19 protein-coding genes and 1 tRNA gene are annotated in these 23,232 nt (G+C 51.6%); 16 read left to right on the forward strand and 4 right to left on the reverse strand.

The window, feature by feature from the left end; translation table 11 throughout:
• Nucleotides 1-227 precede the first annotated feature (227 nt).
• The 10 genes from H8K47_RS04060 to H8K47_RS04105 all read left to right on the forward strand — a co-directional run bounded on the left by H8K47_RS04060 (nt 228) and on the right by H8K47_RS04105 (nt 13,421).
• Nucleotides 228-1,121, forward strand: coding sequence for a DMT family transporter (locus H8K47_RS04060; RefSeq protein ID WP_222612725.1), 894 nt, complete (start codon nt 228-230; stop codon nt 1,119-1,121).
• A gap of 66 nt (nt 1,122-1,187) precedes the next feature.
• Nucleotides 1,188-2,552: a prephenate-dependent tRNA uridine(34) hydroxylase TrhP gene (gene trhP, locus H8K47_RS04065; protein ID WP_186880137.1), complete on the forward strand. Its 1,365-nt coding sequence runs from the start codon at nt 1,188-1,190 to the stop codon at nt 2,550-2,552.
• A 68-nt stretch (nt 2,553-2,620) separates the two neighbouring features.
• Nucleotides 2,621-5,089 (forward strand): PKD domain-containing protein, encoded by a 2,469-nt coding sequence (locus H8K47_RS04070; protein WP_186880138.1) that lies wholly within the window; start codon nt 2,621-2,623, stop codon nt 5,087-5,089.
• A gap of 102 nt (nt 5,090-5,191) precedes the next feature.
• A complete protein-coding gene (locus H8K47_RS04075) occupies nt 5,192-5,464 on the forward strand; it encodes a DUF1294 domain-containing protein (protein WP_186880139.1) in 273 nt (90 codons plus the stop codon).
• 151 nt (nt 5,465-5,615) lie between these two features.
• A complete protein-coding gene (locus H8K47_RS04080) occupies nt 5,616-5,945 on the forward strand; it encodes a DMT family transporter (protein ID WP_186880140.1) in 330 nt (109 codons plus the stop codon).
• 45 nt (nt 5,946-5,990) lie between these two features.
• On the forward strand, nt 5,991-10,082 hold the full coding sequence (locus H8K47_RS04085; protein ID WP_186880141.1) for a DEAD/DEAH box helicase: 4,092 nt from the start codon (nt 5,991-5,993) through the stop codon (nt 10,080-10,082).
• 217 nt (nt 10,083-10,299) lie between these two features.
• A complete protein-coding gene (locus H8K47_RS04090) occupies nt 10,300-11,127 on the forward strand; it encodes an ABC transporter substrate-binding protein (protein WP_186880142.1) in 828 nt (275 codons plus the stop codon).
• A gap of 27 nt (nt 11,128-11,154) precedes the next feature.
• Nucleotides 11,155-11,928, forward strand: coding sequence for an amino acid ABC transporter ATP-binding protein (locus H8K47_RS04095; protein ID WP_186880143.1), 774 nt, complete (start codon nt 11,155-11,157; stop codon nt 11,926-11,928).
• Nucleotides 11,925-12,659 (forward strand): amino acid ABC transporter permease, encoded by a 735-nt coding sequence (locus H8K47_RS04100; RefSeq protein WP_186880144.1) that lies wholly within the window; start codon nt 11,925-11,927, stop codon nt 12,657-12,659. Before H8K47_RS04095 ends, H8K47_RS04100 begins: the two co-directional genes overlap by 4 nt.
• Nucleotides 12,660-12,737: 78 nt before the next feature.
• Nucleotides 12,738-13,421, forward strand: a complete 684-nt coding sequence (locus tag H8K47_RS04105) for an amino acid ABC transporter permease (RefSeq protein ID WP_186880145.1) — start codon at nt 12,738-12,740, stop codon at nt 13,419-13,421.
• A gap of 183 nt (nt 13,422-13,604) precedes the next feature.
• Here H8K47_RS04105 and H8K47_RS04110 read toward each other — a convergent pair whose 3' ends face one another.
• A complete protein-coding gene (locus H8K47_RS04110) occupies nt 13,605-14,009 on the reverse strand; it encodes a hypothetical protein (protein WP_186880146.1) in 405 nt (134 codons plus the stop codon).
• 454 nt (nt 14,010-14,463) lie between these two features.
• Between H8K47_RS04110 and dusA the strand changes: the two genes are divergently transcribed.
• The 6 genes from dusA (at nt 14,464) to H8K47_RS04140 (ending at nt 18,529) form a co-directional block, all read left to right on the forward strand.
• Nucleotides 14,464-15,522 (forward strand): tRNA dihydrouridine(20/20a) synthase DusA, encoded by a 1,059-nt coding sequence (gene dusA / locus H8K47_RS04115; protein WP_186880147.1) that lies wholly within the window; start codon nt 14,464-14,466, stop codon nt 15,520-15,522.
• Nucleotides 15,523-15,543: 21 nt separating this feature from the next.
• Nucleotides 15,544-15,987, forward strand: coding sequence for a copper chaperone PCu(A)C (locus tag H8K47_RS04120; RefSeq protein WP_186880148.1), 444 nt, complete (start codon nt 15,544-15,546; stop codon nt 15,985-15,987).
• Nucleotides 15,988-16,183: 196 nt separating this feature from the next.
• Nucleotides 16,184-16,741, forward strand: coding sequence for a hypothetical protein (locus H8K47_RS04125; protein ID WP_186880149.1), 558 nt, complete (start codon nt 16,184-16,186; stop codon nt 16,739-16,741).
• Between the two features lie 161 nt (nt 16,742-16,902).
• Nucleotides 16,903-16,978, forward strand: a tRNA-His gene (locus H8K47_RS04130).
• 218 nt (nt 16,979-17,196) lie between these two features.
• The gene (locus H8K47_RS04135) at nt 17,197-17,619 is read left to right on the forward strand and encodes a hypothetical protein (RefSeq protein WP_186880150.1); all 423 of its coding nucleotides are present in this window, start codon (nt 17,197-17,199) and stop codon (nt 17,617-17,619) included.
• 457 nt (nt 17,620-18,076) lie between these two features.
• Entirely contained in the window at nt 18,077-18,529 is a 453-nt protein-coding gene (locus tag H8K47_RS04140) for an RrF2 family transcriptional regulator (RefSeq protein WP_186880151.1), read from the forward strand.
• Between the two features lie 15 nt (nt 18,530-18,544).
• On the opposite strand, the gene H8K47_RS04145 is transcribed toward H8K47_RS04140, so the two are convergent.
• The 3 genes from H8K47_RS04145 to H8K47_RS04155 form a co-directional block, all read right to left on the reverse strand.
• On the reverse strand, nt 18,545-19,705 hold the full coding sequence (locus H8K47_RS04145) for a PepSY-associated TM helix domain-containing protein (RefSeq protein ID WP_186880152.1): 1,161 nt from the start codon (nt 19,703-19,705) through the stop codon (nt 18,545-18,547).
• A gap of 145 nt (nt 19,706-19,850) precedes the next feature.
• Nucleotides 19,851-21,956, reverse strand: a complete 2,106-nt coding sequence (locus tag H8K47_RS04150; RefSeq protein ID WP_186880153.1) for a TonB-dependent receptor — start codon at nt 21,954-21,956, stop codon at nt 19,851-19,853.
• 37 nt (nt 21,957-21,993) lie between these two features.
• Nucleotides 21,994-23,229 carry an MFS transporter gene (locus H8K47_RS04155; RefSeq protein ID WP_186880154.1) on the reverse strand — a complete coding sequence of 412 codons (1,236 nt, stop codon included), beginning with the start codon at nt 23,227-23,229 and terminating at the stop codon, nt 21,994-21,996.
• Between the last annotated feature and the right edge of the window lie 3 nt (nt 23,230-23,232).

Here is a 23,232-nt window from a genome sequence, read left to right on the forward strand (position 1 = left end):
ATTTCTGTGCAGTAAGCCGGATTCAAAAAATTTCAAGTCTCTCGTCCACTGTTTTTGCGGACATCCACGATATCGGGCGGATAAGCTGGCTGTTATATTCAGTTTTTATGAATTTCCAGCCTGACATCACCATTTGGGTCGTGTCGCTGCAGATGCCTGACTTTAGCGGTCTAACGGTCAATCCCGTGTGCGGCATCTGAAATCGTACTGCCAATCGAGGAACCCCCATGCCTGCCAGCCAGCACGCCCGCCGTCACGCCATTTTGCTGATGATCATTGCCGCTACTTTGTGGAGTAGCGCCGGTGTCGCCAGTCGTCATTTGCAAAGTGCAGCCGGTTTCGAGATCGTATTCTGGCGCAGCCTGTTTACCGCCATCTTTGTCGCCGGGCTGATGCTGCATCAGTACCGGCGTGCTTTTTTCAGTCGTTTAAAGCTGATGGGCAGCACCGGTATGCTGTCTGGCCTGATGTGGGCTACCATGTATAGCTGCTTCATGATAGCGCTCACCCTGACCACGGTGGCGAATACCTCGGTGATGGAGAGTCTGGCCCCCTTATTCACCGCCTTGCTGTCCTGGCTGGTGCTGAAGGAGCGTATCCCGGCGGCCACCTGGATTGCGATTGCGATGGCGGGTTGCGGCATGGCCTGGATGTTTGCCGGTAATCTGACGCTGACCGACAGTCGCGGCGTACTCGGCATGTTAGTCGCGCTCGGCATACCGCTGGCCTCGTCGGTGAATATGATTTTGCTCAAACGGCGCGCACATACGGTAGACCTGATACCGGCGGTGTTTTTAGGTGGCAGCTTTTCTGCGCTCGCCATGTTGCCCTTGTCGCTGCCGTTTCAGGCTAGTCTGCAGGATGTGTTGATACTGGGCGCGCTGGGATTTTTTCAGCTGGGTTTGCCTTGCAGCCTGATGGTCAAGGCTTCGGCCAGCCTGAAGGCCCATGAGGTGGCCTTACTGGCTTTGCTGGAAGTCTTGCTGGCACCTTTGTGGGCCTGGCTATGGGCAGGCGAAACCCCAAATTCGGCCACGCTGGCGGGCGGTGCTATCGTTTTAGCGGCCTTGATCATCAATGAAATCTGGAATTGGCACCAGAAGCCGGGTGAATCGCAGTAAAATAGCGGGTTAATTTATTGTTTTCTGCTAGCTGGAATTGCTGGCAGTTTTACCCGGAATTTTGCTATGTTGAAAGCGCCTGAACTCTTGTTGCCAGCCGGTTCGCTGGAAAAAATGCACGCTGCATTTGATTTTGGTGCAGATGCTGTTTATGCGGGCCAGCCCCGTTACAGCCTGCGTGCCCGTAATAATGAATTTTCCACGCTGGATGTTTTGCGTGAAGGCATCCATGGTGCGCATGCGCGTGGCAAGCTGTTTTTTGTTGCCAGTAATATTTTCCCGCATAACTCCAAACTGAAAACCTATCTGCGCGATATGGAGCCGGTGATAGAAATGAAACCGGATGCGCTGATCATGGCTGACCCTGGCCTGATCATGATGGTGCGTGAAAAATGGCCGGAAGTGCCAGTGCATTTATCTGTGCAGGCGAATGCGGTGAACTGGGCCGACGTCAAATTCTGGAAAAAAATGGGCCTGACCCGCGTGATTTTGTCGCGTGAATTGTCGCTCGATGAAATCGAGGAAATCCGTCAGGAATGCCCGGACATGGAGCTGGAAGTCTTTGTACACGGCGCGCTGTGTATCGCGTATTCCGGCCGCTGCCTGTTATCCGGTTACTTCAATCACCGTGATCCAAATCAGGGTACCTGCACCAATTCCTGCCGCTGGGATTACAAGGTCGAAAACGCGACTGAAAATGAAACTGGCGATTTGCAGCGTATTCCGGTCGAAACCATCAAGTTCGATTTCAATAAAGCGCTGGAAGAAGCGAATCAATCCTTCTCTGCCATGGGCGACATGCCGCGTCATCCGCTGGCAGACCGTCCTTATCTGATCGAGGAAGGTGGTAAGCCAGGTCAGTTCATGCCTATCCTCGAAGATGAGCATGGCACTTACATCATGAACTCCAAGGATTTGCGTGCCGTTGAGCACGTAGAGCGACTCGCTAAAATCGGTGTCGATTCCTTAAAAGTAGAAGGTCGTACCAAGTCCCTGTATTACGTCGCCCGTACCGCACAAGTCTATCGCCGCGCGATTGACGATGCGGTTGCCGGACGTCCGTTCAACCCGCAATTGCTGGGTGAATTAAATGGTCTGGCGAACCGTGGTTATACCGATGGTTTCTACCAGCGTCATCATACCCAGGACCACCAGAATTACATGGAAGGCGTATCCCAGGCACATCGCAGCCAGTACGTTGGTCAGGTCTTGCAGATCAATGATGGCTGGGCTGAAATCGAAGTCAAAAACCGTTTCGCAGTTGGCGACCAGATCGAAATCATCTCGCCGCAAGGTAATGAAATCGTGACCCTGACTGAAATGCGTAATACTGAAAACCAATCCTTGAACATCATCCCAGGTGCGGGTCATAAAGTGCGTATTCCGTTGGATGGAAAACACGAAAAGGCCTTGATTGCAAAAATGTTATAAAAGTATCATATGAGAAACAAGCGCTTGTGCTAGGATAACCGCGCTCAAACTTTTATTCTGGAGTGAAAATGACAAAAATAGCACAAGCACTGTTGGTCTCTGCCATGTCGGTGGCGGTATTGACAGCATGTGGCGGTGGAGGTGGCGGCAATACGACCGCGCCTGCGCCAGCTCCGCTGCCTACACTCTCAGTCGCAATTACATCTCCTGCATCGGGTGTGTCATACGCTGGTCGCAGTGTTAGCCTCTCCGCGAACGCAACATCGTCAGCGAATCTTACTGCAAACTATAGCTGGGATTTTGGTGACGGCACTACAGGATCCGGTTCTGCAGCAACGCATGCCTTTTCCAAAGCAGGTACTTATGCAGTGACAGTAACCGCTAGTGACACGAATGGCACGAAAGCACAATCTACAGTGAATTTAGTGATTGTTGATGTGGTTTTGGATGCTCCGACAATCACATCTACTGGTCAAAATCAGGTGGCCGGTACTGAAGTGAGCTTTACCGGAGCGTCTAAAGACCCAAGTGCACCGAGTGCAGTACTGACTTACACTTGGGATTTTGGTGATGCATCCAGCACCACAGGCGCAAGTGTAAAACATAGCTTTCAATCAGGCGGTGAGCATTTCGTAACGCTCACCGTTAAAAATGATTTAGGTAATACAGCTAAATCGACGTTGAGTTTTCAGGTTACACCGTTGCCTGGTTCGCCAAGTTACCCTTCCGTTACGCCTTCATTAGCAAATACTTTCGCAAACAATTCGGTCGGTTTTACGGCGGCTGCCAGCGATCCGGCACAGCTGGCGCTCACTTATGCATGGAATTTTGGTGATGGTGCTACCGCAACCGGCGCATCTGTATCGCATACCTATGCATCTGCTGGGATGTATAACGTGAGGGTTGTTGCAACGAATTCCAAAGGGCTTAGTTCGTCTACGACGAAACAGTACCCGGTCATGCAACAGGTCAGTAATCCCTTGGTTGTGGGATGTTCAGGCACTGGTTGTGCGTCAACTGGGGCGACTAGTTATGCAGGTTCGGGGGTTGGTATCTGGCAGTATAAGAATGCAGGGGCGACCGATGCTGTCGCAGACTTTTCCATCGCAGGCGTCAAATCTGGCCAGGTGGCTACCTTGGTCTTTACCAATCCAGATGATAAATTGAGTTTGGCGAAAGCATCAGCCGGGGCTATCCCAGTGGCACCGTTGCTGGCTCAATTGGCGCCGACCTCGTCAACGGTTGCTGCGCGCGATGAGCATGCAGATCACGATAGCACACACTCGCTGATGCGTTTTAAAAATCAGGAATTACTGAAATTGCAGCGCGCTAATCCGCTTGCTCTCAATCCAGTTGTTCGTGCAGAAAACGTACCGTCTGTGAAGCCCGTCGCCATTGGAGATACAAAGGTATGGATAGATACCTTTAACTCATCATCACCAGTCAGCTACAACTTGAAAGTCAGTCAGATTTGCAAACTGAAAACGGGGCGCAATGCCGTGTTCTGGGCAGATCCGAACGGGGGTGCAACTGCCTCTGACATTCAGGCGCTGGCAAATACCTTCTGCCTGAACGGCGGTGCGGGTACCGGTGGTTTCGATGTGTTGACAGATACGATGGGTGATGCCTATGGTACTAAGAGCTATACAAACACCATTACCGATGCCAATGGGCTGCTGGATATAAATGTGGTTCTTCCTAACGTACCTGCATCTACAGGTTGGGGCGGCTATTTTTGGGGGGGGAATAATTACCTGAAAACGGCATATTCATCCACTAAAAACAGTAATGAAGCGCTGGTGTTCTTTGTGAACGGCCCAGGAGTGACCCGAGACCTCAATTACTATAAATCGACACTGATGCATGAGGCTGTGCATATGATCAACTTCTATCAGCGCGGATTAGTACGCAATACCGATCATGACACCTGGCTGGAAGAAACGACGGCGATGATGGGTGAGGATATTCTGGCTAAGACTATCTTTACGGACGGTTTCAACAAAATGACCAGTGTGCGTATTCCAGATTACTTAAAAACAGGTGGCGGTGTCAGCTATGTCAACTGGCCAGATTTGTCGAGTGATAATTATGCATTTGGCGGTGCTTTCGGCGCTTTCCTGAACCGTAAGTATGGTGCCAGCTTGTTTAAAAACCTGGTCACTTCTTGCAATGATGGTTCAGCTACGGGGCAAGTATCGAGCTATTCTTGCTTGAATACCTTGATACTGAATGCAGGTGGATTGGGTATCGCTGATGAGTTGACTAAGTTTGGTGCGTCTATCTGGAGTAATTTACCAACGTCAGGGCTGCCTGTCGGTTACGGTTTCCCGCAACGTACGGTAGACGGAAATTTTAATGCGATTGATGTGTTAGCTATATCGAAGTCTGTTCCAATCAAAGCAAAAGCATTTGCTAATATGGCGCCGACTACGCATTACTTTGCCCAGGAAACGATTGCCGCTGGTAAGTCTAGCTATGCAAAAACCAATGTAATCGTCCCTGCTGGTGCAACGCTACATGTGGTGATTCGTGATTAAGTCAGTGTATTGACTTTGCGAAACAGCTGAAACAGAAAAACCTCTGGTGTACAGCCAGAGGTTTTTTTTCGTCTGGAATCTGAATGGAAGGGATGGTGAAGTATGGTGTACTTACTGCTCGCGTGCTTGGTTTGGAATTTACTGTGTTTCGGCATGATGGGCATGGATAAGTATTTGGCTTTGCGCGGCAAACAGCGGATTTCTGAATTGACTTTGCTGCTGTCAGCCTTGTTTGCAGGTAGTGCAGGCATCTGGTTAGGGATGCTGGTATGGCGGCATAAATCGGCCAAGCGCAATTTTCAAATTCGCTTATTGCTGGTGACGCTAGTGCAGTTGCTGCTACTTATTTTGCTGCGTTCAGATAGGCTGATCTGAGTTAAGTCCAGTTGATTTGAATGGGGTGGCGCAGGCTTTGCAGTGATAAGGATGCAGTGCTGACGGTTTCAGGGGATAATGCCAGGTTAGCCTGAAGTGTGTGGTTTGCCATCAGGTGAGTTTCAATAATCTGGACTGTTTCGGAGGATATATGAACTGGATGTTTCTGGGGCTGGCTATCGTCTGCGAGGTGATTGCGACCTCTGCATTAAAGGCATCCGATGGATTTACGCGCTTATGGCCATCCGTGATCCTGGTGCTGGGTTATGGAGCCTCGTTTTATTGTTTGTCTATGACCTTGCGCACGATACCGGTTGGGATTGCTTATGCGATTTGGTCAGGTGTGGGCGTGGTATTGATTTCGCTGGTGGCGTGGATGTTACATGGGCAAAAGCTGGATCTGGTCGCCATGCTGGGTATCGCTTTGATTGTTGCGGGCGTGGTGGTTCTGAATCTGTTTTCCAAGACGGCGGCGCATTAAAAACGTCGCTGTTGTTTGAGTTTATTTGTGAATGATAGAGTGAGTATGGAAGACTTGTCCGGTCTGAGTGAAGATGAATTGCCACTGGTGTATGCAACTGCCTTATACGAGGTGCCACTCAGTCAGAGTAAGGCGCTGGACTTGCTACACATGCGCCGGCAATGCAATGTGATCGGCAATCCGTATGATGCCAAGCTGGTTAAGGATGTATTGCAGGAGCTGGCCAGGCGCATGATACTGCGTCAGGAAATCGGGCTGGGATATCAGCTGCGCGATGAGCATCGTATGCAGGTGCTGCTGCATATGCATCAGCAGGGCATATTAACATCCTGGATTAGCAGTATCCGCGATTTGCTCAAACAACTTGGCGAATACCAGTATTGGAAGTCTTACGACGGCAATTTCTATGCACGGGAAATACAATTCTCGGTGCTGTCCGGTCGTACTGATGATGCGCTGATGTGGCGCGAAAAATTTTTCTCGGTAACCAGCAATCAGGCACGTTTGCCAGCGGAAAAATTTTTCTCAACAGCGCCAGGCATGACCTTGTTCAGTAGTTTGCGCAGCGTAGATCAGGGCATGTTGTTATGCGACTTGTTTCAGCATGCGAACTGGAGTCTGACCGAGTGTCAGTCCGCTTATGAGTATGCCTGTGATCAGCTCGACAGCCTGCGCCCGCAATGGCCGCAACTGCCCGCGATGCTGGCCTGGCAAGCGATATTACGCGGTGATTTTGCGCAGTTTGAAGAGTTGTATCCCACGCTGAATCCGCAATATCAGGGCGAATTTCTGATCGTACGCCACATCCTGAATAATCAAGTCGTGAATGCGGTGGGCTTGGCGCAAACCCATGCAGAAATGCAGAGAGCAAACAGCGGTAAGCGTAAATTTTTCATACCGCATTTACTTGGCTTGTTTGTGACTGTTGCGCTGATGGCAAAAAATGATATAGCGAGTCTCAAGCTGGCCAAGAGTCAGATTGATGAAGGCATCAAAGCCCGCGAAGCGAACGCGTATTACATACTGCAGCCCTTCATCAATCATCTGGCGCAGGGTGTCATATTACCGGGGGTGCCGTTTGCAGTCCGGACGACCAATGATATTGATGCCTTGTTTGAGGCCTATGCGGCGCATTGGCAGGATGCACCGCCACATCCGCGACTGCATGGAAAATTGACAGAAATGCGTCTGCAGATGCAGCAGCGCGGCTATGTCTGGGTGGCTGCTGAAATTGATCGCTTGCTGGTCAAACAGTTTCAGGATGCCGGTGGTTTTAGCGGCTGGCATGCCAAACATCAGATTTGCCCACTGGTCGATATTCTGCAAAAAGAAGAATCCTGGAAGCGCGCACTGAATGCGCTGACGCAGTTAAAGCCCGGTGTAGAAAAAATCGCACCCGTCAAGGAAGAGGGTGTGCGCTTGGCCTGGTTGTTGGATATGCAGTTTCAGGAAATGCGGGCCGAACCGCGGGAACAAAAGCGTGGCGCAAAAAACAGCTGGAGTAAAGGACGTCCGGTTGCACTGCGCCGCTTGGCGCAGGATCAGGACAGCATGCCATATCTGACCGAACAGGATAAGCAAATCGCTGCTTGCATACGGCGTGGCAGTGAAGGTTATTATGGTGCCAGCGAATTCGATCTGAATATAGAAAAAGCCTTGCCCAACATGATTGGGCATGGCGCCGTGTATTGGATGGATGCGCCTGAAGTGCGTATTGATGTGGTCAAAGCCGAAGTCGCTTTGCTGCTCAAAGAAAAAAACGGGCAAATCAGCTTACAGCTCGATCCCTATATTGCTCCGAATGAAGCGACCGTATGGCGCAGGGAAACGCCGACCCGCCTCGCTGTGTATGTGGCGACGCCTGAGATTCGCCAAATCAGCGGCATACTCGGTCGCGGCCTCAATGTGCCGCTGTCGGCCAAACAACAACTGATCGATGTGGTGGCGGCGATTGCACCGCATTTGGCTATTCATTCTGATTTACCCGAGCTGGCATCGAACGTGCAGGCGCTGGAGCCGGACATGCGCCTGTATGCGCATCTTTTGCCTTTGCATGAAGGCTTAAGAGTACAAATATTGGTGCAGCCACTGACCGATGGCACCTGGCTCACACCGGGTGCAGGTGCGATGAATTTGTTGGGTGAAAAAGAAGGGCTGACGGTACAGGTCAGTCGTCGTCTGGATGAAGAAAAGCGATTGTTGCAGCGTTGTGTGCAAGCCTGCCCGGCGCTGGGCGTGGCTGGCAGCGATCACAATGAATGGCAATTGCAGGAACCCGAGCAATGCCTGGAATTGCTGACTGAATTAAAACAGCTCGAAAGCGAAGGTGTAGAGCTGGTGTGGCCGGAAGGCGAGCGCTTCCGATTAAAAGGCAGCCGCTCGATGGACAATCTGCGCCTGACCATTAAGCGTCAGGGCGAATGGTTTGTCGCAGGCGGTGATGTGGTGCTCGATGACGGTCGTGTGCTGGCCTTGCGTGAGTTATTGCAGATGGCCGAGTCCGGCAAAGGCCGCTTCTTGAAAATTGGTGATCAGGATTATCTGGCGTTGACGTCCAGCTTCCGCCAACGGCTGGAAGAAATGCGTGCCCTGGGTGAACTGAATGCTAAAGGTGAATTACGCTTTAATCGTCTGACTGCACCGGCCTTGGCAGAATTGGCAGAGCAGGCGGGTCAGCTGGATGCCGATCTGGCCTGGCGTGAACAGGTGCAGAAACTCGATGCACTGGCAGAATTTCAGCCAAGCTTACCCAGCACTTTGCAGGCTGAGCTGCGCGATTATCAGCTGGCTGGCTTTAACTGGCTGGCGCGGCTCGCGCAATGGGGTGTGGGTGCCTGTCTGGCAGATGATATGGGCCTGGGCAAAACCATGCAAACACTGGCCCTATTGCTGCACAGGGCGACAGGCGGGCCTGCTTTGGTCGTCGCGCCAATTTCAGTGGCGATGAACTGGCAGGCTGAGGCTTTGCGCTTTGCGCCCACACTGCGGGTACGCCCTTATCACGCGGTGCGCTCTCTGGATGAGCTGGGCGCATTTGATCTGGTGATTGTGAGCTATGGCATGCTGCAGTCCGATGCCAAATTATTCGCCGCCCAGCATTGGCACACCGTGGTGCTGGATGAGGCGCAAGTGATTAAAAACGCAGCGACGAAGCGCAGCCAGGCAGCGATGGCCTTACAGGCAGACTTCCGTATGATTGCCAGCGGCACGCCAGTCGAGAATCATTTGGGCGAATTATGGAATTTATTCCGCTTCATTAATCCGGGTTTGCTGGGTTCCAAAGATAGCTTTGCCGAGCGCTTCAGCACACCGATAGAACGCGGGAATCAGGGTGGCAAGGACGCCAGACAGCTGCTGAAAAAGCTGATACAGCCCTTCATTTTACGTCGTACCAAAACCCAGGTATTGACCGAGCTACCACCGCGCACAGAGATTTCTCTGCAGGTTGAACTCAGCGATGAAGAGCGTCACGTGTATGAGGCACTGCGGCAGGAAGCGCTGGAAAAAATCGCCAGCAGCGGTGCTGAAGAAGCGTCTTCATTGAAGGTGTTAGCGGAGATTACCAAGTTACGCCGCTTTTGCTGCCATCCGCAACTGGTGCTGAAAAACTCTGATATGGCGGGCAGTAAGCTCGCAGTGTTTAACAGTACCTTGCAAGAGATACTGGACAACCGGCATAAGGTTCTGGTGTTCAGTCAGTTCGTGGATCATCTTGCGCTGGTGCGCGAGCTGTTAGAAAAACAGGAGATCGCTTACCAATATTTGGACGGCAGTACGCCGCCAACCGAGCGTAAAAAACGGGTGGATGCTTTCCAGTCGGGCGAGGGCGATGTATTCCTGATCAGCCTGAAAGCCGGTGGCACAGGCTTGAACCTGACCGCTGCTGATTACGTGATTCACCTGGACCCGTGGTGGAATCCGGCTGTTGAAGATCAGGCATCAGACCGCGCCCATCGCATGGGGCAGCAACGGCCGGTCACGATATACCGCTTAGTCACGCAAGATACGATAGAAGAAAAAATCATCGCCCTGCATGTACAAAAACGCGATCTGGCGGATAGCTTGCTGGAGGGTGGTGACGCCACTGCAAGGATGGATACGGAATCCTTGTTACGCTTATTGAGGGAGAGTGTCTGATTCGTTGGGATGGTTGGCAGTGTTTGTGCGCATACATCACATCACTGTCAGCCGTTTTGTCATTCAAGCCAGTCATCAATTCACGCATCAATTCAGCCATCAAAATCATCATTTGAAAAGTTGAAATGCTTCGTTGGCACTGAGCATACAGTTCCATATACTTTATTCCATCAGCAGTGATTCAAGTTCACGTAGTCTTAACTCATGGATGGAGTAAATGATGAATTTCAAAATCAAAAAAATCTCGTATTTGTTCAGCGTAGCGGTCGCTGCACTGTCTTTTTCTCAGTTGGCAATGGCTGATAAGCTGGACGATATAAAAAAAGCTGGCGTATTGCGCGCAGCAGTATTTGACAGCAATCCACCATTTGGCTCGGTCGATGCAAAGTCGCATAAAGTGGTGGGTTACGATATTGATTTTGCAGAAGCGTTGGCCAAAAAAATCGGCGTCAAACTGGAGTTGGTTCCTACTAATCCCGCTAATCGCATCCCGCTGCTGCAATCCGGAAAAGCCGATCTGATCGTCGCAGATATCACGATCACACCTGAACGTGCCAAGGTCATTGAATTTAGTCACCCTTACTTTGTCACAGGTCAGCAATTTTTGGTGGCATCCAGTGCCGCAAATAAGCTGGACGCGTTTGCTGACGCCCGCATCGGCGCAGTAAAAGGCACGACCGGTGAACAAGAGCTACACGTGCGCTTTCCTAAGGCGCAAGTGGTGGCCTATGACGATGTGCCGCTCGCGCTCACCGCTTTGCGGAATGGCAGTGTCAAAGCAATTACTCAGGATAGTTCTATTCTGATCGGCTTGCTGGCGAATGCGGCGGATAAGAAAAACTTCAAAATTTTGCCGGAATACCTGAGCACAGAGCATATCGGTGTCGGTGCACCGAAAGGTGAAACTGCATTGCTGAACGTAGTCAACAACACGCTGCTTGAACTCGAAAAAAATGGTGAGGCGGCCAAAATTCATGAACGCTGGTTTGGTAAAAATTCAGCAGCACCTGAACCACGAAACTTCAAAATTTCTGCACCTAAGTAAGTACTTCAGTTTTGTTTAAAGGTATCAATGCGCCAGAACGAACACGCTGTGCCTGCAATAGAATTTCGCCATGTCTCTAAAAGCTATGGCGATTTTTCTGTTCTGCAGGATGTGAATTTGCAGATCGCCACCGGTGAGGTGGTCGTGATCTGCGGCCCCTCGGGATCCGGTAAATCAACCTTGATCCGTACCATCAATCGGCTGGAAAACTATGAACAGGGCGATGTGCTGATTGCCGGTCAAACGACACGCTCACTGCGTCAACGCCAGTTGCAGGCTTTACGTGCAGGCATAGGTTTTGTGTTTCAACAGTTTAATTTGTATGCCCATCTGAGTGCACATGACAATATCACGCTGGCCTTGCGACAGGTATTGGGATTGAGTGAGGATGAGGCTCGCCAACGTGCCGATGCCTTACTTGCAAAAGTGGGTTTGCCCGATAAAGCAGATCATTTTCCGGCGCAGCTGTCCGGTGGGCAGCAGCAAAGGGTGGCGATTGCGCGCGCGCTGGCAATGCAACCGTCGATACTGTTATTTGACGAACCAACTTCAGCATTAGACCCTGAGATGATTGCTGAAGTACTGGCGGTGATGCGCCAGCTCGCCCATACCGGTATTACGATGCTGGTCGTGACGCATGAAATGGGCTTTGCACGTGAGTTGGCAGATCGTATCGTTTTTATGGATCAGGGGCAGATTTTGGAAGTGGCGACGCCTGAACAATTTTTTACTCAGCCGACACATCCGCGTGCGCAACGTTTTTTGCAGCAGATTTTGCCTGCGCACACAGGTCAGACATGAGTGGTTTTCATCTGGACTGGTATGGTGTGCTGAGTGGCGCGCCCGCTGCCTGGCTGTTAGCTGGTTTATTCAACACGGGCCTGATTACCCTGCTTGGCAGTATCGCCGCCACAGTGCTGGCATTTGCATTGATTTTATTGCGCACCAGTGAGTTAGGGGCGTTGCGTCATATTGCGCGGGGCACCATATTGGTGTTTCGGAATACGCCTTTGCTGGTACAGATATTCTTTTGGTATTTTGCGGTCTATCCGGTCTTACCTGAGGCTGTACGCGACTGGATTGTCAGTGATCATTGGTTTTCACCGCTGGCAAATGGCTTTCGCTGTTTGTCTCCCGAATTCTTTTGTGCGTGGCTGGGATTAAGCTGGTTCACTGCAGCATTTTTAGCAGAGGAATTGCGCGCGGGGTTGCAGGCTGTATCATCCGGCCAGGCAGAAGCAGCACGCAGTCAGGGGTTTAGTCGCTGGAAGATTCTGCGCTATATTTTGCTGCCGCAAGCGATGCGCAATGCCTGGCAACCCATGATAGGCCAATATCTGAATCTGATGAAGCTGTCTTCGCTCGCGTCGGGCATAGGTTTTGCAGAAATCATCTACAGCACGCGCCAGATCGAAAGCTTTAATGCACATGCGATTGAAGCTTATGCCGTAGCCACTTTACTCTATCTGCTGTCAGGCTTAGTGATGGGGCAGTTGTTACTGCGCTTTGGTCCTGCCAGACATACAGGGTGATCAGCTTGATGGATGAGCTCGCCGCTTTTGAGTCAAGCATGTGCAGCAGTTTCATCGTGTGTCAGCAGGAGTTTTTGGATGAATTTTGATTTCGATGTGATCGCCAGTAACTGGCAATACTTGTTGATAGGTCGCACCGCAGATGGTGAAATTGGCGGCCTGCTACTGACGCTGCTGATGTCTTTGTCGGCTGGCCTCATCGCCTTAGTCGCCGGTATGGTGACTGCTGCGGTCGCCTGGTATTTTCAGGGCTGGAGCCGTCGTGTTTTGTTTTCTGTAGCAGAGCTGATCCGCAGCATACCGCTGATACTGGTCATCTTTTGGTTGTATTTCTTGCTGCCGCGCTGGCTGGGTCGCGATATCTCTGGGGTGACTACGGTGGTGTTGGCGATCGCCTGGTTTAGTGCTGCGTCTGTGATGCACGCCACCCTGGCCGGGCTGGAGGCCTTACCTGACGGCCAAACCGAAGCGGGTATTGTCAGCGGTATGAGTCGTTGGCAGGTACTGCGCCATATTTTGCTGCCACAAGCCTTGCCCAATCTCTTGCCATCCTACACGGGCTTATTTGTCGCTTTAATTAAGGATATGTCGCTGGCGCTGGTGGTGAACGTGCCCGAGCTGACCACAGTCGCCAATCAGGTCAATAGCCGTACCCAAATTTATCCGGCTGAGATTTTCCTGTTCATTGGGGCAATTTACTTCATTCTTTGCACTGCACTCAGTGAATTGCCGCGCCTGGTGTTGAAAACGAGGCCATTATAGATGTATGTCGCGCTTGGTTTGGTACATCACTTGATGCCTGAAGGGCGTAGCGTATTGTAGTAAATCCGGTTCTGCATCAATTGTTTTACGCAGAACCGGACGGAGCTGCTTACCTGCGTTTGCTCGAATTGCTGTTAGCGTTGTAGCTCGACTGTCAGCATATCGTTGATCCAGCAAATGTAATCAGATTTTAGCAGCGTCTTTGTTGCGCTTATTGATGTCTTCCTGACGTTCTTTACGATCATGGCTCAGTTTTTTTCTATCTTTGTTCAAATCCTTTTTTTCGTGGTTGATTTCGCGCTGTTCATGTTCACGCTTTTTCTCCATTTTCTCTGCGTCGGCTAAATTTCCATTTTTGATATCACGGTCTTCCGCACGTTGATCGGCATTGCGTTCTTTGCGGTCGTGAGCGATTTCCTGCTTATCGCGGCTGATATCGCGTTTGTCTCTGTTGATTTCGCGATTCTCATGGCGAATCACTTTGTTATCTTGTTTAACCTGATCTACCGGCGTAGTGACAGGAGTTTGCGCAAAAGCGGAGATGGAGAATGCGGTGGCGAATGTAGCTAAGATTATTTTGGATTTCATGGCGATATCTCCTAAGTGTGATTAATTAATTCAAGCATCGTTAGCGTTTTTGCTGAATGGCGATGTCTTGATGATTTAACGGCATGCTTAAAAAACGGATGACAGGATAGTTGGCTGGGTTTGTAACGACATGTAGGCACGTCCACAGGCTGTTATCCAGAATTGGGCTGCTTCTCCCGCTATGCAGTCACACACACGCATTCGGCCTGAAAATTTGAGTTAAAAGTGACGTCGATATTTGCGTGTAGTCACATCATGACCCAGGTCTTGTCATTTTTTCCTTCGCTTCCCTGCTTTACCCAAGACCATTTGTCCAGAATGATTTACTGGTAGACTTATGCCCTTTGAGAAGCATAGCTGCGTCGTCATCGTGCGCTATTGCCTTTATCTCCATGCTGCGCCGGGACATAATGCGTCCTGGCTTTAAGTTAAAACAAGATTGCATCACCAAGAAATGAAGCCTGTTATAGAGAATCCCCCTGGTTTGCCGCCGCGTCGTGTATCGGTGGCACCGATGCTCGAATGGTCTGACCGCCATTGTCGTCAGTTTCATCGCCATATCACCCGTCATACCTGGTTGTACACTGAAATGGTGACGACTGGCTCGCTCATGCATGGGGATGTGCAGCGGCATTTGGAATTTAATCCGGATGAGCATCCGGTAGCGCTGCAGCTGGGTGGCAGTGAGCCGGCCGATCTGGCGCAGTGCGCGAAGATGGGGCAGGAGTGGGGCTATGATGAGATCAATCTGAATTGTGGTTGCCCGTCAGAGCGCGTGCAAAAAGGCGCGTTTGGTGCCTGTCTGATGGCGGAGCCGCAATTGGTGGCGGACTGCGTGAAAGCTATGCGTGATGCGGTCTCCATCGATGTGACGGTCAAACATCGTATCGGTATCAATGATGTGGATTCGTATGAATTCATGCGCGACTTTGTCGGCACGGTGGCTGAAGCAGGTTGCAGCACCTTTATCGTTCATGCGCGCACTGCGATTTTGAAGGGCTTGTCGCCACGTGAAAACCGCGAAATTCCGCCGCTCAAGTATGACTATGCCTATCGCCTGAAGCAGGAATTTCCTGCGCTTGAAATTATCCTCAATGGAGGGATCAAAACTGCCGATGAAATGGAAGTCCATTTACAGCACGTGGATGGTGTGATGATAGGGCGTGAGGCTTATCACAATCCCTATTTTATGGCCGATTTTGATGCGCGCTTTTACGGTGACCATGCGCGCATAAATACGCGTGAAGAGATTTTGGAATTGATGATTCCGTATATACACCGGCAGCTGGAACTGTATGGGAATAATGGCAAAGGTTTGCGCTTAAACAGTGTGATACGCCACATGTTAGGTTTAATGATGGGGCTGGTGGGGGCGCGCGCTTTCCGCCAGACTTTATCGGATAGTAAACTGCTGGCAGCAGGCAAGCCAGAAATCTTACTGGATGCGCTGGCGCGTATGAAAACCGTCAGTGCCTTTGATCGTAGTGCAGACAAGCCGGATGAGCCGGTGTAACTGCTTTTCAGGAGAACTCAGATGAAAAAAAGTGTAATCGCTCTGTTGCTGGCATCCGCCAGTCTGATGGCGCAGGCTGAAGTCAGCGTTAAAGATGCATGGGTGCGTGCAACTGTTCCTCAGCAAAAAGCGACCGGTGCTTTCATGACCTTGACCAGCAACCAGGACGTGCGTCTGGTCGCTGCAGAATCTTCGATTTCCGGCGTAACGGAAGTTCATGAAATGAAGATGGAAAAAGACGTCATGAAAATGCGTGCCGTTGACGCACTGGAGCTGAATCAGGGTAAGGCGGTTGAATTGAAACCGGGCGGCTATCACATCATGCTGATGGATTTAAAATCGCAGGCCAAGGCTGGTGACACCGTCACGCTGAAACTGACTTTTGAAGGCAAGGATAAAAAGCGTGAAGTGCTGGAGGTGAAGGCACCGGTTAAACAAATCACGGCGACTGAACACAAAATGTAATTCGTTACGCGCCCGGCGCGAAATGTGTCATTCCACCTGCTCAAGTAAAAAAGTGTAAGAGCAGCGGTGTGAAATTCTGATCAAAGTTATATTGTCCGGAGTTTCACTGCACGCTCCTCATCTCACAAAATGTGAGTTATGCCTACGCAAAGAAATTTGCGTAGGCTTTTTTATCGCTTAGTTTTGGTGGTCTATTATGAAGCGCATCTCTTTTCTTAAACGTCATGATCTGGCTGTCGAGCTGGCATTGGCGTTTTCCACGCCAGCACAGCAAGATCAGCAAGAGCGGCAAGAGCAGCACGCACCACCCGCGCAGCAAAGTGTATCGGCATCAGCAAAAGCTTGCCGCTTGCAACTGATGCAGCAGGACTTGCGACTCACACCTGCGCAGCAGGCACTGTGGGCACGTATGGCAGAGCGCGCCGCCTTCCTGATGCGTCAGCGCGCTGCACGCGCCAGCCGTCGCCAGCTCAAGAAAACAGGTTCACAACTCAGTCTGCCGGGACTGCTGGCACAACTGGATGCGGAAGAGCAGATACAAGCCACGGAAAACATAGAAATGCGCGACCTGGCACTGCAGCTGTATGCGGCATTGGATATGGGCCAAAAAGAGCGCATGCGCGAACTGCTGCAACAGGATCACCGTTCGCCAGCAGCGGCCAGTGCCAATGCGAGCAACAGCGCAAACGCAGCCAGCACTGGCTTTGCCTGGCTGTGGGCACAACTGCTGCCCAGGCTGGCCAGTGCTAGCTGATCGGGTATCGATCAGCGCATCTCTCATCAAATCAGGCAGCGAGCCAGTCAACATTCGCAAGAAAATAATTTCCGCAGTACGGGGGATTGCTAAAAATCGATACACCCCGTATAATGCGCAGCTTACTTGCTGCAGTATTTGCAAATAATGCAGTAGCAATGGTGGCTGTAGCTCAGTTGGTAGAGTCCAGGATTGTGATTCCTGTTGTCGTGGGTTCGAGTCCCATCAGCCACCCCAAAGAATTCAAAGAAATCAACGGCTTACAGAGTTTTCTCGGTAAGCCGTTTTTCTTTGTCCGTCCAAAAAGCGAATTTTCCGATCTCGCTGAATTGCCTGCACCATTTCTAATACATCTACCCAGGTAATTTTCTAACCAGACATTTCTTGTTCACGGTTAATTTTACTGCTTATAATGCTTGTCAAAATCCATATTCGTTTTTCCAAGGTGGCTGACAATGCGCTCAATACTTACTTTCGCTGTTTTTTCCGCTTGCCTGGCGTTGAGCAGCAGCGATGTGTTGGCTGATTGCCAGCAGCAACACGCGTTTGTGCAATCTGAAGGCAAGGATGTCGATAATTGGGTCGTCAAACCTGGCGAAGTGCATAAGATCACTTTGCTTAAAGGCACGCAGCTCGGTTTGCAAATCTCCCCCGCGACAGCAGAAAAATACCGCGAGTTACTCAAAAAAACGGGGCAGAAGGAGTTTCCCGAGTTGGTGGAAATATCCATCTTTGACCTGAGCCCCTCAACACCCACCTTGCTCAGCCATACCTGGGGCGGCGCAAATTCCAGGCAAGGCTACGGTTCTTTAAGTGGCGCGGCGATAGAAATCATGTTCATCAAGCCGCAATGTGTGAAGTTGGAGGAGTTGAAGTGAGCTTGTGACCTCAATGTTTAAGGGTTTTTCCTAGGTCATTGGGTCATCTTTGATCGCAGCAACTCAAGCTCGCGCGTTTTCTTCACACTTGCATGCGACTTTAACCCCGGGAATTTTAGGACTTTTACAGTAATTGCTAAGGCCGGGTTGCCATCGGCAGACAAAGCTATGAGCTACAGCCGCGCACAGTTGCGTGATGTTCGGGGTGATTTCAGGCTTTTCACATAGCAAAGCAAGACGATTTTGATATTAGGCTTGCTGGGGGCGAACCGGAATAAGCCTAAGTGCATTCCTCGGTATTTAGTGTGTGTGAAATGTAAAGCAGTGGGTATAGCCTTGTTTGCGTCTAAGCATGTGACACGCTGAGCTCAGCCGTCTACAATATGGCTGGCGAATGGACGCTGCTTGAATTGTCAGAGCGGCGCTTGCTGAAACTCTTAGTGGATTTGCGCCGGACATGAAATTAACTGCCTACACCGATTACACCTTACGTACCCTGATTTATCTGGCGCTGCATCGGGACCGGCTGGTGACGATACAAGAGATCGCAGAGCTGCATACGATATCCAAAAGCCATTTGACCAAGGTGGTGCATCAACTGGGCATGTCGAATATGGTAGAGACGGTGCGGGGCCGTCATGGTGGCCTGAAGCTGAACCTGGAACCGCGTGAAATTGGTATCGGTGCGGTAGTGCGTAGCACGGAGACTGACTTTGATATGGCTGAATGTTTTGATGCTCAAAACAATAGCTGCGCCTATGCCAAAGGCTGCAATCTGAAAGGCATACTGGCTGCCGCTACAGCAGCCTATCTGCAGGTGCTGGATCAGGTGACTTTGGAAGACCTGATCACTAAACCGTCTGAGCTACACGTCATCAATCTGTATCCGCCTATCAGTCACACGGGCTGATCGCAGTTGACTGACTTACGATAGCGACACTCTGCGCTTTTTCCACCACATCACGTAGCCTGAGACCATCAGCAACAGCAGGCCCAGTCCACATACGCTGATCAAAATTCTGCCCGCGGTACCGCCGATTTCTCCACTATGCAGCGGATAAAACCAGCTTACCCAGCGCTCGCTACCCTGCATATTTAAAGGATCGATCAATTGCCGTATTGCGCCGCTATACGGGTCCAGACTGATGCGGCTTGCCCCATCTTCTTTTCTGAGTTCACCGGGTTGGCGCAGGCGAATTTCCAGCGGTTTGCCAACTGAGGCTGGCAGACTGATGCGGCTGATACGCGCATCGGGAAAGGCTTGCTGGGCGATTGCGAGCAGCGAGGTCAGAGGTAAAGCCTGCACCCCTGTTGAGGCTGGTGCTGTATCGGATAATTTCTTCACCTGTGCCGGAAAGACAGGACTCAGCCAGGCTGGCTGATTGAAGTAAATACCGGTCAAGCCCAGCATCATCAGCAACAGCGCCAGCAGCACGCCTGCGCTGCGATGCAGGCTGTACAGGAAGGCGGGTAATGATCCGCGCCAATGCACTGTGAGGGATTTTTTCCAGGCCTGGCGGCTGGCGGCAGGCAGCCATAACAGCAGTCCTTGCAGGCAGCTCAGGAGTAGCACCAGCCCGGTCACTGCCATCAGGGTTTTGCCGGTGTCGCCGAGTAAAAAATAGCGATGTATATGGAATAGCGTGGGGATGATCAGTGCGCGTGAAAAGCCGATCTCACCCCATATCCGTTCGCCCAAAATCTGGCGTCGCAGCGGGTCTATCATCACCTGACGTGAGCGTGCTAACTGCCAGCCTGTATTGGCTGGGGCTGGCAATTTGTACCAGGCGATCACTGCGTGTTCGGGGTTTTCCGGGAAGCTCAGCATGGATGGGCGCTGATAGCCGGGCTGGGTATTGAGCCAGTCTATCAGCGCGGCTTGTTGCGCATGCTCACAGCTTTTGCTGCTGCAACTGGCTGGCGCGGCCTCGACATGAAATAGCTCAGGATTGAGGCTGGCATCCAGTGCATGACGCCAGCTCAGGATACTGCCCGTGATAGCAGATGCAAATAAAAACAGGCCGAAGCATAATGCACACAAGAGATGGAACTGGTGCAGAAAGCGGCGTAGTAAACCTTTAATCATGGCTGGCTAGGATGGGCTGGTGTTGACTGAAATTGGCTTTTCGGTGCAAAAAAAAGCGAATGCCGCCGGGCCATTTCGCCAGCCCGGCGGCTTGATGAATGCGACTTAACGTTTAAGCATAGCGATGAAATGGCTGCGTCTGCACTCAGAAACGGTAGCGCACGCTGGCGGTCAGTGTACGCGGTTCGCCAGGCATGTTGTAGTCATTTGCACCGCTATGCGCCGCAACAAAGTACTGACGATTCAGCACATTTTTCAGGGTTAGATAAACATCCATTGTTGCGGATTGATAACCGGCCCCGAGTTGCAACACGCCATAACCTGGCAAGGTCAGTAAATTATCCGGCGCGGCAAAACGCGCGGATTCCGCGCGGCCACCAATCGCGAGGTAGTAGTGCTGATTCAGCTGATGCTTCAGCCACAGATTAAACGTATGGGTTGGCGTCAGTGAGGCGGTATTACCCTGGAATGGCGTTTTGGCAGAAGTCAGTTCTGTTGACTGATCGATGCGGCCTTTCATCCAGGCATAGGCTGTCATCACTTGCCAGTCGCGGTTCAGCGCGCCGCTGAAGCTGAGCTCCAGGCCCTGAGTACTTTGGCGTCCTACCGGGAGTGAAAAATTCGGATTGGCCGGGTCGGCTACTTGAATATTGGTTTGCGACATATCGAATGCACTCAGAGTCAGGCTGGCGCTGGCATTGAAGTCATATTTCGCACCGATTTCTTTGTTCACGGTTTGTGTCGGTTTGAGTTGGTCGCTGTTCGTCCTGAAGGTAAAGGTATCGGCAATAGGCTGGAAAGAACGGTTCCAGGACGCATACAGGGCCAGCGTTTCTGATGGCTGGTAGACCAAGCCTATACGCGGGGACAGTGTGTTGTCGGTCCGTTGTAAATCCTGATTTTTCGGCGTCAGATCATCACGCTCTTGCTGCAAGCGGTCATAACGTACACCGGTCAGCAGTTTCCAATTTTGGTCTATGCTGATCAGGTCTTGCAGGTACAGACCGGCGATACGCAGACGGGTTTGGGTATTGGTACTGACTGGTGTATTGTCAGGTAGCGGGCCGAGTGTCGCCAGGACAGGATTAAACAAGTTATAGGTTCCTACGTTATTGCGGGTACGCAGATATTCACCTTTCGTCTGATAGCCAAGCTCCAGCCCATACAGGATTTGATGGCGCAGATTGCCGGTCGTGAGTTTCTGACTCAGTTCATTTTGCCAGTAGCTGCCATCTTCATCACGGAAACGCTGGGACTGGGAAATGGTCACAGTCGGAACTGCACCATCCTTGATATTGGTGTTGGTGGTGTAGTTACGGTTCAGTGCGAAATCATAAGTGCGCAACACGCTATGCAGCTTGAGTTCCGGGCTGAAACTGTGATCCAGCGTGATAGCCGCGCTTTTGACATCCGATTGTATGTAAGCGCGCTGCTTGCCATTTTGGGCGCCATAATAGGTCGCGATATCGACGGCGACCGGACGTCCGCGGTAACCGGGCAAGCCCTGATCGGCCAGTCGTTTGTCATGCAGATAGTCGGCCTGCACCAGTACCCGCGTGTCGGGTGTCAGCTGGAACTGAGCAGAAGGAGCGAGTGCCTGCCGTTCCAAAAAATACTGATTACGGAAATTAGTCGTATCTTCGAATGCACCGGTCAGGCGGAATGCAGCCACGCCGGAGTCAGTATTCGCATTCAGATCCAGCTCTGCACGGCGCTGTCCGCCTGAACTCAGATTGAAGGCGATTTCTCTGAATTGCTGTTGCAAGGGTTTTTTTGTGACGCGGTTAATCAGGCCACCGGCAGAGCCGCGCCCGTATAGCACGGAGGCCGGGCCTTTAAGCACCTCGACGCGCTCTATATTCGACAGGTCGCGGAAGTACATCGCATCATCGCGCACTCCATCGACGAACTGATCTGTAATCGCGCTGAAACCGCGCAGACTGACCTGATCGCGCTGACCATCACCCACAGAAAAACTGAGCCCCGGAACATTTTGCAAAGCATCCTGCAGCGAAGTCGCATTTTGTTCACGCAACAGAGGCAGGTTGACGATATTGATGGTTTGCGGGATATCGCGTAAAGCGGCTGGAATTTTAGTCGCTGTTTTGGATTGCGTCACTTCATAGCTTTGCGTGTTATCACGTTGGCTGTTGACGCGGATGTCTTCCAGTTGTTGATCGGCATATGCAGACTGGGTACAGAATAAGCTGGCGATGAGCAGGCTCAGAGGATGCGGGTGAAAAATCTTCATGGTGTAAACGAGTTTAAGTAGAAAGTGAAAAATAAAATTAAGCCGGGGCAGAACCGGGTGAAGGATAAGTGTGGGGTATCAGTGTGAGCAGCAAGGCTGTGATGAAGTAGGCGACTGCCACCGCCCAGAACAAGTGCTGCAAAGGCAGTATTGCCATCAAGAGTGCACCGGCCGCCGTACCTAGCAAGGCGCCGGCTTTGGCTGCGCTGTTACCGTATGCGAGTGCCTGACCTTGGCTGTTGGCTGGCGTGTGGAGGGACAGCAGGCTGTAAAACACAGGCAGCAAGGCACCCAGTACGCAGCCCCATAGAAAACGGCAGATCAGAAACACGTTGGCGGACAGATACAGGCTTTGTACCGCCATCAGCACGGCGCTGGCGATGCAGAGTGCGATCATCCAGCGCAGGATGCTGCTGTCTTGCTGGTGTCGGAAATAGCTGGCCCAGAGCGGCGCGCACAGACACAGACCGGCGGCGCTCAGGCCATAGCTGAGCCCGGCAAAGCCCGTATTCGCCTGCATGACCTGGGTTACGTAAAGACTGAAGTAAGCTTGCGGCAGCATCTTGGCTGACTGGACCAGCAGTATGCCGATCAGGAAGCCTGGCAACATGCCCTGACGCCACCAGGCAGTCTGCTGTGCTGATCCGGGGCTGCTTGGCATGCTGGTACGCGCGTTAGCTGGCACGACCTTGCTGCGCGGCAGATATAGTGCAGCCAGCAGCAGACAGCCTGTGCATAAGCCCGCAGCCAGCAGATTGACGGCGGCGAAGCCCTGGCTTTGATATAGCCAGCCACCAGCCATAGGCCCCAGTACGGAGCCTAATGCAGTTGCAGTTTGTAAGCTGGCCATTAACTGACCACGTTGTTCACGGTGGCTCAACTGGCTGCCATAGGCTTGCGCTGCTGCGATGAATCCGGCGATCGCACCCTGCAGTAAGCGTATCAGTATGATCCACAGCGGCTGGGTACAATACGCCAGCCACAACTGGGTCAGTGCCAGTGCTGCCAGTGCACGTAACAGCATCCAGTGGTGGCCGATACGGTCACCGGCCTTGCCCCACCATGGTATGCACAGCATTGCGGTCAGCATCGGGCCTGCATAGGCTATTGCGCTATACCAGCTGAGTTCGCTGGCACTGAGCCGGCCACCGGTTTGCAGATGCAAGGCCCAGAATGGGCCACTCATTTCCATTGCACCCATTGCGACGCATTGAATCAGCCACAGCAGTTTCAGGGCATGCGCAGGAGCCGCTTGCCTGTGAATAAGCAACATCGG

This window comes from Cognatundibacterium rugosum, from assembly GCF_014284365.1.
GTDB lineage: Bacteria > Pseudomonadota > Gammaproteobacteria > Burkholderiales > Burkholderiaceae_D > Undibacterium > Undibacterium rugosum.

Excerpts from the sequence above, each read along its gene's own strand:
- H8K47_RS04060 (WP_222612725.1), top strand. The coding sequence starts at position 228 with ATGCCTGCCAGCCAGCACGCCCGCCGTCACGCCATTTTGCTGATGATC.
- trhP (WP_186880137.1), top strand. The coding sequence starts at position 1,188 with ATGTTGAAAGCGCCTGAACTCTTGTTGCCAGCCGGTTCGCTGGAAAAA.
- H8K47_RS04070 (WP_186880138.1), top strand. The coding sequence starts at position 2,621 with ATGACAAAAATAGCACAAGCACTGTTGGTCTCTGCCATGTCGGTGGCG.
- H8K47_RS04075 (WP_186880139.1), top strand. The coding sequence starts at position 5,192 with ATGGTGTACTTACTGCTCGCGTGCTTGGTTTGGAATTTACTGTGTTTC.
- H8K47_RS04080 (WP_186880140.1), top strand. The coding sequence starts at position 5,616 with ATGAACTGGATGTTTCTGGGGCTGGCTATCGTCTGCGAGGTGATTGCG.
- H8K47_RS04085 (WP_186880141.1), top strand. The coding sequence starts at position 5,991 with ATGGAAGACTTGTCCGGTCTGAGTGAAGATGAATTGCCACTGGTGTAT.
- H8K47_RS04090 (WP_186880142.1), top strand. The coding sequence starts at position 10,300 with ATGATGAATTTCAAAATCAAAAAAATCTCGTATTTGTTCAGCGTAGCG.
- H8K47_RS04095 (WP_186880143.1), top strand. The coding sequence starts at position 11,155 with ATGCGCCAGAACGAACACGCTGTGCCTGCAATAGAATTTCGCCATGTC.
- H8K47_RS04100 (WP_186880144.1), top strand. The coding sequence starts at position 11,925 with ATGAGTGGTTTTCATCTGGACTGGTATGGTGTGCTGAGTGGCGCGCCC.
- H8K47_RS04105 (WP_186880145.1), top strand. The coding sequence starts at position 12,738 with ATGAATTTTGATTTCGATGTGATCGCCAGTAACTGGCAATACTTGTTG.
- H8K47_RS04110 (WP_186880146.1), bottom strand. The coding sequence starts at position 14,009 with ATGAAATCCAAAATAATCTTAGCTACATTCGCCACCGCATTCTCCATC.
- dusA (WP_186880147.1), top strand. The coding sequence starts at position 14,464 with ATGAAGCCTGTTATAGAGAATCCCCCTGGTTTGCCGCCGCGTCGTGTA.
- H8K47_RS04120 (WP_186880148.1), top strand. The coding sequence starts at position 15,544 with ATGAAAAAAAGTGTAATCGCTCTGTTGCTGGCATCCGCCAGTCTGATG.
- H8K47_RS04125 (WP_186880149.1), top strand. The coding sequence starts at position 16,184 with ATGAAGCGCATCTCTTTTCTTAAACGTCATGATCTGGCTGTCGAGCTG.
- H8K47_RS04135 (WP_186880150.1), top strand. The coding sequence starts at position 17,197 with ATGCGCTCAATACTTACTTTCGCTGTTTTTTCCGCTTGCCTGGCGTTG.
- H8K47_RS04140 (WP_186880151.1), top strand. The coding sequence starts at position 18,077 with ATGAAATTAACTGCCTACACCGATTACACCTTACGTACCCTGATTTAT.
- H8K47_RS04145 (WP_186880152.1), bottom strand. The coding sequence starts at position 19,705 with ATGATTAAAGGTTTACTACGCCGCTTTCTGCACCAGTTCCATCTCTTG.
- H8K47_RS04150 (WP_186880153.1), bottom strand. The coding sequence starts at position 21,956 with ATGAAGATTTTTCACCCGCATCCTCTGAGCCTGCTCATCGCCAGCTTA.
- H8K47_RS04155 (WP_186880154.1), bottom strand. The coding sequence starts at position 23,229 with ATGTTGCTTATTCACAGGCAAGCGGCTCCTGCGCATGCCCTGAAACTG.